The following is a 14,001-nucleotide window of genomic DNA, read 5'->3' as shown; positions in this document are numbered from 1 at the left end:
ATCTACGACAACAATAACGACAACAGAAGAGTCATGCCCATGAAGAAGTTGATTGCCTTTCCCCTGGTGGCGTCATTATGTGTGCTGGCGACTGCCGCACCCGCGGTTACAGTGGATAACGCCGCGATGCTGACGGTAGAAACCGATGGCAGTGAGTGGTTGAGCTACGATCGGACCTGGTCGCAGCAGCGCTTCAGCCCGCTGCAGCAGATCAATACCGGCAATGTTGATCAGCTTGGGCTGGCGTGGTCCATTGATCTGGACAATACCCGCGGGCTGGAGGCGACACCGCTGTATCACGATGGCGTGCTGTACACGTCGCTCTCCTGGAGTCGAGTAATGGCGGTGGATGCCGAGAACGGCAGCATTCTGTGGAGCTATGATCCCGGCGTAGACCGTGCACGGGGGCGCCAGGCGTGCTGTGACGCGGTCAATCGCGGCGTCGCACTGTGGAAGGGCAAGGTATACGTCGGTACGCTCGACGGCAGGTTGATCGCGCTGGATGCCAAAACCGGTAAGCCGGTCTGGACCCGGGAAACAGTCGACAGGGAGAAGCCCTACACCATTACCGGCGCGCCCCGTGTACTCAATGATATGGTCCTGATCGGCAACGGTGGCGCAGAGTTTGGTGTGCGCGGCTATTTCTCGGCCTATGATGCGGCGACCGGCGACATGCGCTGGCGTTTCTACACCGTACCGGCAGACCCGGCCCAGGGGCCGCAAGCCTCGCCTGCGCTGGAAAAGGCGCTGCCGACCTGGAGCGAGAAAACCCGCTGGGATCTCGGTGGCGGCGGCACCGCCTGGGACAGCATGGCCTATGATCCGGCATTGAATCTGCTGTATGTGGGCACCGGCAATGGCTCTCCGTGGAATCGCGAGGTTCGCAGCCCTGGCGGCGGCGACAATCTGTATCTGTCATCCATCCTGGCCCTGCGCCCCGAGACAGGCGAACTGGTATGGCACTACCAGACTACCCCGGGGGATAGCTGGGACTATACCGCAACCCAGCAATTGACCCTTGCCGAGCTGGAGATCGACGGCAAGCCGCGTCAGGTCATCATGCAGGCCCCGAAGAACGGCTTTTTCTATGTGCTTGACCGGGCGACCGGAGAGCTGCTGTCTGCCGAGAAGTTCGGCAAGGTGACTTGGGCAGAGCGTATTGACATGGCAACCGGGCGTCCTGTCGAGGCGCCAAATGCGCGTTACGAAACCGAGCCGGCACTGATCTGGCCAAGCCCTTTCGGCGCACACAACTGGCATTCGATGTCCTACAGCCCGCTCACCGGACTGGTGTATCTGCCCTATCAGGAGATACCTGCGACCTACGCCAACGAGGGCGGAAACTTCGTTGTACGTAATGCCTTCAACACCGGTGCCGGCCTGGAAAACCGGGGGCTTCCGCGCGAGTATGCAACCGGTGCCCTGATTGCCTGGGACCCGGTCAAACAGGCACCAGCCTGGCGGGTGGAACGGCCCAACCACTGGAACGGTGGCACTCTGGTGACCGCAGGTAATCTGGTTTTTCAGGGTACCTCGGCAGGTCAACTTGAGGCCTACAGTGCTGACGCGGGGCAGCCGCTTTGGCAATTCTCTACACAGACCGGCGTCATTGCCGCGCCCATGACCTATCGTCACAACGGCGAACAGTACATTGCCCTGATGGCAGGATGGGGCGGCGCTGCGGCGTTGTTTGGTGGCGATGCAGCCGTTGCTGTCGGCACGCGGAACGTCAGTCGCATGCTGGTGTTCAAGCTGGGTGGCAAGGCCGCGTTGTCGCCGGCACCGCTGCAGCAGCAGGTCGATCGGGTCCCGCAGCCGGTGGTCGCTGCCGCCACTGACATCAGCGCAGGGGCCGACCTGTATGCCACTTACTGCATGGTCTGTCACGGCGCTGGAGCAGTTGGCGGCGGCGTCATCCCGGATCTGCGTCATTCTTCCGACGCCGTTCGCGATGCCTGGGAAGCCATCGTTTTGCAGGGTGCGTTCAGCGGCAAGGGTATGGCCTCGTTTGCGGACAGCCTGTCAGCAGAGCAGGCCCGCCAGATCAAGCTGTACGTGATGCAGCGTGAATACGAGAGCGCCTTGCCAACCACTCAGGTCGAAACCGAGTGAGCCGTTGGCGTTCAGTCTGTGACTGGTGATGCTGATTGAGTATTTACTCTAAACAGTGCCGTTCGTATGATGGGGTGGCCGGCAATGGCGGTCACCCCTTCTCTCTGGCGCTGTTGCCGTGCGCTGTGCTGCCGCTCTGCTAGGGTAGGTAGTGGAATAACAAAAAGAGGCTGTCGCAGGCAGCCCGTGCTCGGCATGGATCGAATTCATGAATAGGAATCGCGTGGAATGGATTGCTCCGCAATCCTCCCCCGGGCAGGACGGGGGCAACGATCTACCGGTGTTGCTGACGACCAAAATCACCCCACCGCGTCGTGGCCGAGGCGTTCTTCCTCGCCCACGTCTTGAGCAGCTTGCCGAGCGACTGACCGAGCGTCGCGTCGCCATTGTCGAAGCGCCACCGGGGTACGGGAAAACCACGCTAGCCGGCATCTGGGCCGAGCGTCTCAGCGGTCTGGGTCATGGGGTTGCCTGGTTGTCGCTGGATACCGAAGACAACAGCGCCCACCGTCTGCTGTATTACCTGTGTGGCGCTATCAATCATGTGTTCCCGTCGATTGCCAATCACTGTCTGGCGTGCGCTGCCCCCCTCTCAACCTGCAGTGCGCAGTGTCTGGCAAGCCTGCTGCTCGCCGATCTGGAGCAGCATGCGCAACCGCTGACGATCTTTGTCGATGATTATCACTGCATTGCGGATGATGTGCTGATCGAGGCGCTGCGTTTTCTGGTTCAGCGCGCGCCCGAGCACGTTCATCTGGTGTTTATTGGTCGCAAGGATTTGCCGGAGGCGATAGTCGAGCATTGTTATGCCGATGATCGGCTGGATATCGACGCGGCGCTGCTGCGGTTCGATAGCGATGAAACCCGCGATCTGCTGCGCAAGGGCGGACTGCAGCCCGAGCAGGGCGGTGACCTGTGCAGCATCCAGCAGGCCGCTGATGGCTGGATAGCGGCATTGCGAGCGTACCTGCTGGCGCCGGCACCGGGTAGCGGGCGCTATATACCGCGCAGTATCAGCAATCTGTTCGACGAGCTGCTTGGCCAGTTGGATGCTGGCACCTGCCGTGCGTTGTGCTCGATCGGGCTGCTGGAGAAGTTCAGCCTGCCGTTGCTGCGCAGCCTGCTGGGTGACTCTGCGGCAGAGGCGCTCCTGCAGCTTTTGCGGCGACGTCAATTATTCCTCAATGTGCTGGATGAACAGGACAGCTGGTTCAGCCTGCACCCGTTATTTCGTGAGCACCTGCGCAGCGCCTGTCTGGCCCGGGATGACGTTGCGGCGCGGCAGTTCCTGCTTGGCGCAGCCCGATGGTTCGCCGAGCGCCAGCTCTGGTTTGATGCGATCCAGCTTGGGATGTTGAGCGGCGATGTGGAGCAACTGCGAGAATGGATTCAGGAATGTGCTACCACCCTGATGGAACAGGGTGACTTCAGCACCCTGGTACTGATGGAAAAACGCTGGAAGATGCAGTCGGGTAACAGCTCGCTGGCACTCAAGGTAACCCGTGCGTGGGCCATGGGGCTGGCGCTGGAATACGCGTCGGCCATGCGTATTGCCGAGGAGCTGGAGGCAGAGATTCAGCAGCTTGAGACGGGAGAGGACGCGTCGGCGCTGCATTGGGAAGTACAAGCGATCAAGGCCATGCTCTGGGCGCTCGACGATCGCTACGGACTGGCTGCGCCGGTTGCCGATGCCTGCATCAGGTCAGGCCTTGGCAGCCCGTGGGCTCGCAACGTGTTGCTCAATATCCTCTGTGGCGCGCACATGCGCGCCTGCCGCTGGGACCAGTTATACGCATTGCCCCCGACCCAACTCCTGCAGCAGGGAAATGGTGGCTACTTCCTGCATGAGTGCTACCGCAAATCGCTGTACGCCCTGAGTGAGTTCTATCAAGGACGCATCGTTCAGGGCATGGCGACGCTGGACGGACTGCTGGAGCAGGCCGACGAGTTATTCGCCCCGGATTTGCGTCGGCCCAATCCGGTATTGACTGCATTGCCCAAGGGGTTGGGAGCCTTCGGTCATTACCTGCGCGCAGAGTATGCAGAAGCAGACATAAAGCTGCAGGAGGCGTTGCCTTACATCAAGACCGGCAGCTTTATCGAGTGCACCGCATTTGCCTGCATGACGCAGGTTCGGCTGCTGGCTCATCAGTCGCGTTTTGCCCAGGCTCGGCGGGTGCTGGATGAGCTTGAGTCGCTGGCATTGGAGCGTCGCTGGCCCAGGCTGCAGGCGCGTGCGCTGCTGGAGCGGGTCAGACTGCACCTGATTGAGCGCAAGCCGCGTGAGGCCAATGTCTGCAGTGCCATGCTGCAGCAACTTGCGCGGCTCGATTGGCCCGACCAATGGGTTGATCGAGCCTACTTTGCATTATTGTCGCGTCTCTGGCTGGCGCTGGATCTGGAACGTTGTGAACCCGCGCTGTTGGATGAGGCGCTGGCTATGCTGCAGCAAATGCGCACCAGCGAGATCTGGATGTATTACGTTGAACTGGGCATCGTTACTGGCGTGCTGTTGAGCCGCGAGCGCGGTATCGCCAGTGCCGCTGCGCTGCTGGAGTCGGTCGTTGGTATTGTCAGGGACACGGGAATGGTCAGTCTGCTTGGCGACCTGCCCGGGCATGATATTGGCGCTTTGTTCGCGCGTTACTGCCCGCCTGATCTGCAGCTTCAGCTTGCCGACATGCTTGGGCTGGATACGCCGGAGGAGGAAGGCGGCGGAAGCGGTGCGTTGCTGACGCTGACCGTCAAGGAGCGGCAGGTTATTCAGTTGGTGGCCGAAGGCAAGTCGAACAAGCAGATAGCGCGTGATCTCAACGTCACACCCGAGACGATCAAGTCACACATGAAGAACATCTTCGCCAAACTCAAGGTCGACAATCGCGCCCAGGCTGCGGTGATGGTGCAGCAGGCTTAGTGGCGACAGCCGCAAGCCGCAAGCCGCAAGCAAAAGCAGAAGCAGAAGCAAAAAGCCGGCAGCGGTGGCTGGCAGCAGGAGCAGTGCGGTGGAGTGGAGTGGAGGCGATCAGCTTGCCACTTGAAACTGGCGGCTTGCAGCTCCCAGAGGAGCCCCCTGTCGCCCGGAGCAGCGGAAACGACAGGGGGAGAGGGTGGGTATCAGCGGATACCCGAGGCGCGCAGTGCGTTGGGAGTGAAGTCGGCAGACGACGCCTTGAAGCTGAAGTCGTAGTTCTTGCGTTCTTCGTTGGTCATGCCCAGCGCCATGTAGCGTCCGTTCTGCAGGTCGTACAGCGTTTCCAGAGCGTATCCGGGGATTTTCAGATCGAAGCGTTGCAGGGCCATCGCTTCTGCTACGCGCCACAATCCCCCGCGGCCATCGTAGTGGTCGATAGCGCCAGCTTGCCAGTTATCCTCGTCGATAAAGAAGTGGCGCTTGGCGTAGACGTGACGCTGGCCTTCCTTGAGGGTGGCTTCCACTTCCCAGACGCGGTGCACTTCGTAGCGCACCAGATCCTGGTTGATATGGCCCGCCTGGATGATGTCATCGTACTTCAACTCGCGTGAGGCAAGAGCGAAGTTGTTGTACGGGATCAGCAGTTCACGCTTGCCAACCAGTTTCCAGTCGTAACGGTCGGGTGAGCCGTTATACAGGTCGTAGTTATCGGAGACCCGGGTGCCGTCTGCACTGAAGGCCGGACCGTCGTACGCTACCTGAGGCGCGCGACGAACGCGACGTTGGCCGGCGTTGTAGATCCATGCGGCGCGCGGCTCCTTGAACTGGTTGATGTTCTCGTGCACCAGCAGCACGTCACCGGCCAGGCGTGAGGGCGACAGGATGCGCTGGGTGAAGTAGAACATCAGGTTATCGGAGATCTTCGGGCCGTAATCGGTCAGCGCAGTCGCAAAGCTGAATGCGTCCTGCAGAATCACCATGGTGTTCGAACCATTGGCCTGCGGGGTTGCCTGAGCGATAACGCGGGTAAAGCTGCCACCGCGATAACGGGTGATGTGGTTCCAGATAACCTCAACACCGTTTTGCGGAATCGGGAAAGGATAGGCCGTGTCGAAGTTTTCCAGGCCGTTTCCACCCTCGGCCAGTTGTGTATTGACGGCGTTGCGGGCGACCGCGTCAAACACCTCTTGCGGCACGGTAGCGCTGCGGTTGGTTTGGAAGACCCGCATGCGATAGGTATCGGGGTAGCGTCTGAGCATGGCCTTCTGGCCTTCGGTCAGCATGTCCGCATACTGATCCATATTCGCCGCAGTGATGGTGTATTGCGGCTGCTCGCCGGCGAAGGGGTCGCCAAAAAAACCGTCGGCGTCGACCGGCGCCGCATCGGTTGCCATGCCGCCGGTCCAGGCGGGAATGGTGCCGCTGGCGTTGCCGGCACGTTCGGCGCCCATCGGGGTCAGGGTGGTCTGCAGCTTGGCCGCCTCTTCCGGGGAGACGGCTGCGCTGACCGACAGCGCAAGGGCGCTGAGCATGGCGCCACCGAGAATCTGCAGGGATCGTTTGTGAATCGGTTTCATCGCTTGCTCCGTTTCTTATTAGAAGTTAACGCCGACGCTGACAGCAACGAAGTCGCGGTCAGTGTTGGGGTTGTAGTCGCCACCGAAGAAGTTGGTGTAGTTGATGCTGGCGTTGTACTTGTTGTTGTACACCCCGGTCAGGCCGACGCTGGCGGCCATGGAGCCTTCAACAAAGTTCGGACCGGTGCCGTCAACATCGTGTGAAAACGCGAAGCTGGGCTTGAGCGCCACCCCCGCGAAGCCTTCGTATTCCATGTTGACCAGTGCGCGGTAACCCCAGGAGCTGCTGGTGTAGAAGCCGTCGTAGGTACAGTCGGACGGGTTGGCTGTGTTAAGTGCGCCCTCGCACGCTCCAAATGGCAACGGCCCGGAGCCATACAGTGAGTCACGGCCGTAGCGCAGTTCATCCAGGCCTTTCTTGATGCCGCTGACATGGTTGTAACCAACCTCGCCAATGACGGTCATGCTGCGTGCGCCGAGGATGTTGTCAAAGATACGGACAGCCGTAACCTGCGCCTGGGTAACGGGCAAACGCTTGTAGCCCTGAATGATGGTGCCGGGGGGAATGGCTACGCCGAGAACAGCTCCGGGCACGTGGCCACTGGTGTTCAGCGGCGTAACGGCGTTACCGAGGGCTGCACCGGTCAGATCGTTGGAGCTGATCTGGACTGGCTGGTTTGGTCGGTAGCTGAGCTCACCTGACAGCGCAGTACCGCCAACGTTGGTCTGGAAGCTGACACCGTAGATCCGGATGTCCTCCGGGTAGGCGAGGAAATAGTTACCCAACAGGGCCACGTCAACTTGCCCGGTCTGGGAATTGGGCTCTGCACCAATGACCGTCTGGCCGCCAGCTGCGATAGTGTTATAGGTTGGCAGGCGGCTGTGAATGTTCATGAAGTACAGGCCGAACTCGGTCTGATTCAACTCCTCCGCGTAGTAGCGGAACGATACGCCAAATTGTCCGTCGTCCCTGGCGTCTACGTCGCCGGCGCGCGGTACATAGACAAAGGTTGGATCGCCGTTGGCACCATTTTGGCTTCCCCCAACACCGACCTGGTAGCAACCGTCAGCCAGGGTATCGCTCGGCGCGAAGAAGGTACCGCAGTTGTCGATGACCGTCTGATCCCACTCCAACTGGTAGAAGGCTTCCATCCCGAGATTTTCAGTCAGGCTCTGGGACAGGTAGAGCATGTTGACCGGAATAAGGCCTTCCTTGATCTCCGCGCCGGGTCGACGGAAGGCGGCCGCGTCGATCGGGTTGATGCTGTTGATGCCATTCTGAATGAAGGTACTTTCACCCCAGCTCACCACCTGCCTGCCGATGCGGACCGAGCCCGGCATGTCGCCAATGGCATAGTTGTGGTAGAGGAACGCATCGAGCAGCTGCACGCCGGAGGCCTGGGCCGCGGTCTTGCGATTGTCATCGTCGATGTCGTACAGATCCTGGTGCCCGTCCTTGAGCTCGAAGTCGTACCAGTATTTGCCGCGCAGGAAGACGCCGGTATTACCGTATTGCAATGACAGGTCGTGGATGCCTTTGAAAATGGTCGAGAAGGCATCGCCCTTGTCGAAGTTCAGGCGATTGTCGTCGGTGTTGGCGGCGTTGGCGTTGCCACCGTTGTTGGCCCAGATCAGGTCCTTGTCCGGGCTGGCGGTTGCCCAGCTGGAGCCTATGGAAATGCTGGAGTCGAATTGGCCTTCGATTTCACCGATGTCGAATCGCACCGCATGCGCAGGCAGTGCGGAAGCCATTGCGATGGCGACAACCATGGGTTTGAGGCTGCAGGTCAGAAACGTTCTTGTTGTTATGTTCTTCATGTTGTCCTCGCGCCGGGCGCTTGTTGTTATTGAGGATCCCAGGCTCGCAGCAGTGACGGGACGCCGTTCTGCCGCAGGATCTCAATGTAGTCCGATAGGTTTCGTGTTTATACCCCCCCTAATGGGGGGTGATGGGGCGTGGGGCGAGGTGCGTTCGGCCTGCAACGGGTAGGTCAGCTTGCGTCGCTGGCGACCTGGTTCATAATGCCTGCGGGGCGTCCGTCCCGGTTACCAGGAGAGAGGCTGATGACTATTTCCCCGCTGCTGATAGGTGGCAATCAGGCTGGCGGCGTGGCGATTGAGCCGCGCATGGCCAATCGTCACGGGTTGATTGCGGGCGCGACCGGCACCGGTAAGACCATTACGCTGCAGGTGTTGGCACAGGCCTTTTCGCAACTGGGTGTCCCGGTGCTGGTGCCCGATATCAAGGGTGACTTCTCGGGCATCGCGAAACCGGGTGTGGTATCGGAAAAGCTGCAGCAGCGCGCCCTGCGTGTAGGTATTGACGCTCTGGAGCCAAAGGGTGCGCCGGTGGTGTTTTGGGATGTGTATGGCGAGAAGGGGCATCCGCTGCGCCTGACCATTTCCGAGCTTGGCCCGCAACTGCTGTCGCGGTTGTTGGGGCTGAATGAAACCCAGAGCGGCATCATCGATATTCTGTTTCGGGTCGCTGATGATCAGGGCTGGCTGCTGCTCGACATGAAAGACCTGCGGGCGATGCTCAATCATGTCCACGAGCACCGTGCCGAACTGGGGCCGCGTTACGGCAATATCTCACCGGCCAGCGTCGGCGCTATCCAGCGCTCGTTGCTGCGTCTGGAACAGCAGGGCGGGGAGCCGTTGTTTGGCGAGCCTGCCGTCTCGCTGGATGACTTTCTCCAGGTCGACGAGCACGGTCAGGGCGTGGTCAATATCCTGCATGCCGAGCGCCTGTATCGGGAGAGCCCGCTCGGCTATGCCTGTGTCCTTCTGTGGCTGCTGTCCGAGCTGTTTGAGCAGCTGCCGGAGGTTGGTGATGCCGACAAGCCCCGGTTTGTGCTGTTCTTTGATGAGGCGCACCTGCTGTTCAATGACACCCCCAAGGCGCTGCTGGATCGGATTGAACAGGTCGTGCGGCTGATCCGCTCCAAGGGTGTGGGCGTGTACTTCGTGACTCAAAGCCCGCTCGACCTGCCGGATGCCGTGCTAGCGCAGCTAGGCAACCGGGTGCAGCACGCGCTGCGCGCGTTTACCCCGCGTGATCAGAAGGCAGTCCGTGCTGCGGCCCAGACTTTCCGCACCAACCCGGATCTGGATACCGAAGCCGTGATCACTGCACTGGGCGTGGGTGAGGCGCTGGTCTCGGTGCTGGATGAAAAAGGCTCGCCGTCCATCGTGCAGCAGATCTGGGTGCGACCTCCGGACAGCCAGATGGGGCCGATTACGGACGCCGAGCGCGCGGCCATGCTCGCCGCCTCACCGCTCAAGGGAGTGTACGACGAGCCGGTTGATCGCGAATCTGCCTATGAATTGCTGCAACAGCAGGCCGCGCGTTCGTTGTCAGAAGAAAAGCCGGAAACGCGCAAGCAGGGCACCACGCGCAGCCGGCGTGAAAAGAGCATGGCCGATGAAGTGACGGACATGATCACGTCGTTTGGCCGCAGCGCCATGCGTTCCATCGGCACTCAGCTTGGTCGACAGATTGTGCGCGGGCTGCTGGGGTCGCTGCGCAGCCGCTAAGGCGGTTACATTCCAGTGCGCGCGCAGGGATAATGGCGGCAGTTAAAGGAGAATTGCATGCCCGCGCTTGATCTGACTCTGTTGTTACCTGTGCTTTCCCTCGCATTGCTGGCTGGCTGGGGGCTCACAGCCTGGCTGTTGATGCGCCGCAGCAGCGCGCTGCAGGAGCAGCTTGCCGAGGTGCAGGCGCAGCTCGGGGAGGCGCAGATTACCGCGCAGCAGGCCCAGCTGGAGCTGCATCAGCAGGGCAGTGAGCGCGGCGCGCAGCTGACTCGCATTGAGCATCTTCAGGAGTCCCTGGCCGAGCTGCGTGAGCAGCAAAAGTTGCTGCAATCAAGGCTCAGCGAACAGCAGGCCCAGCAGCAGCACTGGCAACTTCAGGCCGAGCGCGCACAGACGCTGGGGGCAGAGCAGGGGCGTCAGCTGGATGAGCTGCGCAGCGAGCGTCAGCGTCTGCAGGGCCGTTTGGATGCAGTGCAGAGTGAGTATGAAGACCTCAAGGTTCGTCACTCGACCCTCGAAAGCTCCCTCGAGCAGCGCCAGCAGCACTTTGCCGAGCAACAGCAACTGCTCAAGGACAGCCGTGAGCAGCTGAAGATGGAGTTCGAACAGCTGGCGGGCAAGATCTTCGAAGCCAAGGGGCAGGCCTTTTCCCAGACCAGTCAGCAGTCGCTGGATGCGCTGCTGAAACCCTTCCGTGAGCAGATCGACCAGTTTCGCGCCAAGGTCGAGGACATTCATCACAAGGACACCCAGCAGCAGGCCACCCTGGCGGCAGAGCTCAATCATCTCAAGGAACTGAACCGTCAGATTACCCAGGAAGCGCATGATCTCAGCACCGCGCTGCGCGGCCAGAAAAAGACTCAGGGTAACTGGGGTGAGCTGATTCTGGAGAACGTGCTGGAACGCTCGGGGCTGCGTGCCGGCAAGGACTTCCAGCGTGAGGTCAGCATCAACAACGCCGAAGGCAAACGCCAGCGCCCGGACGTGCTGGTCTATCTGCCGCAGGACAAACACCTGATCATCGACGCCAAGGTGTCGCTCAACGCCTACACCCGCTATATCAACAGCGAGGACGAGGCCGAGCGGCGCATTGCCCTGGGTGAGCACGTGCAGTCGGTCAGTGATCGTATTCGTGAGCTGTCGGATCGCAACTACTTTGAGCTGCCGGGGCTGAATGCGCCGGAGATGGTGTTTATGTTCATCCCCATCGAATCGGCCTTTGTTGAGGCGCTGAAGGCGGATGAGAGCCTGTTCCAGAAGGCGATTGAACAGAATGTGCTGGTGGCGACTCCAACCACGTTGCTGACCAGTCTGAATATCGTGCGCCAGCTGTGGCGCTTTGAAGACCAGAACCGGCACACCGCGGAGCTGGCCGACCGGGCCGGTAAGATTCACGACAAGCTGCGCACCTTTCTGTCCAGCATGGACGGCATTGAAAGCAGTCTGGACAAGGCCTCGCAGGCCTATCGCAAGGCGCGGGACCAGCTGGTCGACGGACGCGGCAACCTGGTCAAGCAGGTCAACGAGTTCAAGGAACTGGGCGTCTCGGTCAAGGCGGAACTCAGTGAAGAGTGGACCGATCGCGCTGCGCTCGAGTTGTCCCATGAACGCAGCGAAGAAATGCCCTGATACGGTGCATTGCCCCGGTCAGGGGCAATCACTCAGAGGTGGAAGTCACCGTTGGCTTCCGGCTGATAGAGCACATCAATGATCTTCAGGCGCAGGGGGCGGCCGGCCGGACCCTGCCAGTTGATGCTCTGGCCGATCTTCAGGCCGAGCAGCGCCATGCCAACCGGTGCCAGCACGGAAATGGTGCCGGGACGGCCCGCCTGATCCGGGTAGACCAGGGTCAGCACAAACTCCCGATCGCTGGCCTCGTCAATGAAACGCACCGTCGAGTTCATCGTAACCACGTCCTTGGGGATCTGCTTGTGGCTGATGACGCGTGCGCGCAGCAGTTCGTCCTCCAGCGCTTCGAGCATTTCCAGCGGGGCCGGTATATCGGCCATTACCTTTTCCAGGCGTTGAACATCCAGACGGGTCAGGACGATTGCAGGGGATTTGTTCATGGCGAACGGCACTACTCCTTGATCAGAGTTGGGTAAAAATGAGGTAAGGGAAAACGTCGACAGGACGCCGACCCGTCGACCCTACCAGATTGGCGCGCAGTTGCAAGGCGGTGAGTGTTTCTAATTGTGCTTCATCATGGTGCATGTAAAAGCTGTCCAAATGGTCAGTGATCCATATTGGTGCGCTGATGGCTGCGCTGTCCTCGTGCGTCCCCCGGAACCCGGGACTCCTTATGTGGCATGGCACTTGCTCTGTAAATCGGGATTATTGATTGGGAATGAGCACGCATGACACACGCCTGGCACCTGGAGCAGCATGACAGCGCTTTGAACTGGCAGGCCGGTTTGCGGCTGGGCTTTGTGCGTTCCGGTGCGCGTACACAACTTGCCCATACCAGTCATCGAGGCCCGCTGCGCGTGCAGCGTCCGTTTACCCCGGAAGGGTTGGACTGCCCGCATCTGTATATTCTGCATCCGCCGGGTGGGCTGGTCAGTGGTGACAATCTGCGTCTGCAGGCCGACATGCAGGAGAACGCTTGTGCTGTCCTGACTACGCCATCCTCCGGCAAGTTCTACCGTGCCCGTGATAACGGCACCCTGCAGGTACAGCACAATCGCTTTACGTTGGCGGCTGGCAGCAGTCTGGAGTATCTGCCGCAGGACACCATCGCCTTCGAGGGCTGCCACGCGCGCATGATCACCCGCATCGATCTCGCCGTGGACGCTCGCTGCGTGGCTTGGGATCTGCTCTGTTTGGGCCGCCCTGCAGCGGGAGAGGGCTTCAGCTATGGTCAGGTAGACCAGCGGCTGGATGTCTGGCGCGATGGCCGGCCGATCTATATCGAGCGCAACCAGTTCATTGGTGGCGACCCGCTGCTGGAAGCCCGCTGGGGGCTTGGCGGCTGTGGCGTCAGTGGTACCTGGCTGGCGACCGTGCAGCTGGACCGCCAGCAGATGGATGATCTGCGTGACAGCCTGACCGACTGCCCGGAGCTGGCGCTGACCCAGCGCAACGGGCTGCTGATCGGCCGTTATCTTGGCCTGCATGCCGAGCATGCGCGCAATACCTTTATTCGTCTGTGGCGGCAGTTGCGTCCGTTGATCAACGGGCGGGAACCCTGCGCACCACGCATCTGGAACACTTGAGATGGAGCCCTCTTCATGGAGCTGACCCCCCGCGAGAAAGACAAGCTGCTGTTGTTTACCGCCGCGCTGCTGGCCGAGCGCCGGCTGGCCCGTGGCGTAAAGCTGAATTACCCCGAGTCGATGGCCTATATCAGCGCTGCCATCATGGAAGGCGCGCGCGATGGTCGCAGCGTAGCCGAGATGATGAGTTATGGCCGCACGCTGCTGACCCGCGAGCAGGTGATGCCCGGTGTGCCGGAGCTGCTCGCCGAGGTCCAGATCGAAGCCACCTTCCCGGACGGCACCAAGCTGGTCACCGTTCATAACCCGATTCCCTGAGGAGCTCGTCATGATTCCAGGAGAAGTGCAGACCCGCCCCGGCGTGCTGCAACTGAATGAAGGACGCGAAACGCTGGTGATCAGTGTGGCCAACAGCGGTGATCGTCCGGTGCAGGTCGGCTCCCATTACCACTTTGCCGAGACCAATCCGGCGCTGCAGTTTGATCGCGATGCGGCGCGAGGCTTTCGTCTCAACATCGCCGCCGGTACCGCGGTGCGTTTTGAGCCGGGGCAGAGCCGCGAGGTAGAACTGGTAGCGCTGGCAGGTGAGCGCAAGGTGTATGGCTTCCGTGGCGACGTCATGGGCAGTCTCTGAGCAGATTGGGAG

At 60.8% G+C, this 14,001-nt stretch carries 10 protein-coding genes; 7 read left to right on the top strand and 3 right to left on the bottom strand.

Going from position 1 to position 14,001, the window contains the following annotated elements; translation table 11 throughout:
- Positions 1-39: 39 nt before the first annotated feature.
- Together O5O48_RS16285 and O5O48_RS16280 are read left to right on the top strand one after the other, a co-directional pair.
- Complete coding sequence (locus O5O48_RS16285; protein ID WP_269687621.1) at positions 40-2,112, top strand: PQQ-dependent dehydrogenase, methanol/ethanol family; 2,073 nt, start codon at positions 40-42, stop codon at positions 2,110-2,112.
- A gap of 208 nt (positions 2,113-2,320) precedes the next feature.
- The gene (locus O5O48_RS16280) at positions 2,321-5,026 is read left to right on the top strand and encodes a LuxR C-terminal-related transcriptional regulator (protein ID WP_269687620.1); all 2,706 of its coding nucleotides are present in this window, start codon (positions 2,321-2,323) and stop codon (positions 5,024-5,026) included.
- Positions 5,027-5,226: 200 nt separating this feature from the next.
- Here O5O48_RS16280 and O5O48_RS16275 read toward each other — a convergent pair whose 3' ends face one another.
- Both O5O48_RS16275 and O5O48_RS16270 read right to left on the bottom strand, forming a co-directional pair.
- Positions 5,227-6,600: a DUF1329 domain-containing protein gene (locus tag O5O48_RS16275; protein ID WP_269687619.1), complete on the bottom strand. Its 1,374-nt coding sequence runs from the start codon at positions 6,598-6,600 to the stop codon at positions 5,227-5,229.
- 18 nt (positions 6,601-6,618) lie between these two features.
- Entirely contained in the window at positions 6,619-8,418 is a 1,800-nt protein-coding gene (locus tag O5O48_RS16270; RefSeq protein WP_434006947.1) for a DUF1302 domain-containing protein, read from the bottom strand.
- Positions 8,419-8,664: 246 nt separating this feature from the next.
- On the opposite strand from O5O48_RS16270, the gene O5O48_RS16265 reads away from it, so the two are divergent.
- Positions 8,665-10,137: a helicase HerA-like domain-containing protein gene (locus tag O5O48_RS16265; RefSeq protein WP_269687618.1), complete on the top strand. Its 1,473-nt coding sequence runs from the start codon at positions 8,665-8,667 to the stop codon at positions 10,135-10,137.
- A 57-nt stretch (positions 10,138-10,194) separates the two neighbouring features.
- The gene (gene rmuC / locus O5O48_RS16260; protein WP_228246224.1) at positions 10,195-11,769 is read left to right on the top strand and encodes a DNA recombination protein RmuC; all 1,575 of its coding nucleotides are present in this window, start codon (positions 10,195-10,197) and stop codon (positions 11,767-11,769) included.
- A 32-nt stretch (positions 11,770-11,801) separates the two neighbouring features.
- Here the strand turns inward: rmuC and rnk are convergent, their stop codons facing one another.
- Positions 11,802-12,209 (bottom strand): nucleoside diphosphate kinase regulator, encoded by a 408-nt coding sequence (gene rnk, locus O5O48_RS16255; protein WP_228246225.1) that lies wholly within the window; start codon positions 12,207-12,209, stop codon positions 11,802-11,804.
- A 288-nt stretch (positions 12,210-12,497) separates the two neighbouring features.
- Here rnk and O5O48_RS16250 point away from each other — a divergent pair, with 288 nt between their 5' ends.
- The 3 genes from O5O48_RS16250 to O5O48_RS16240 are packed head-to-tail and all read left to right on the top strand — an operon-like array spanning position 12,498 to position 13,989.
- The gene (locus O5O48_RS16250; RefSeq protein WP_269687617.1) at positions 12,498-13,355 is read left to right on the top strand and encodes an urease accessory protein UreD; all 858 of its coding nucleotides are present in this window, start codon (positions 12,498-12,500) and stop codon (positions 13,353-13,355) included.
- Positions 13,356-13,370: 15 nt separating this feature from the next.
- Positions 13,371-13,673 carry an urease subunit gamma gene (gene ureA / locus O5O48_RS16245; protein WP_088275341.1) on the top strand — a complete coding sequence of 101 codons (303 nt, stop codon included), beginning with the start codon at positions 13,371-13,373 and terminating at the stop codon, positions 13,671-13,673.
- A 10-nt stretch (positions 13,674-13,683) separates the two neighbouring features.
- A complete protein-coding gene (locus O5O48_RS16240; protein ID WP_088275339.1) occupies positions 13,684-13,989 on the top strand; it encodes an urease subunit beta in 306 nt (101 codons plus the stop codon).
- Positions 13,990-14,001: the final 12 nt, after the last annotated feature.

The organism is Halopseudomonas sp. MFKK-1, from assembly GCF_027474385.1.
GTDB lineage: Bacteria > Pseudomonadota > Gammaproteobacteria > Pseudomonadales > Pseudomonadaceae > Halopseudomonas > Halopseudomonas aestusnigri.
The sequence above is the reverse complement of the archived record's forward strand: the minus strand, read 5'-3'. Positions and strand labels throughout refer to the sequence as shown.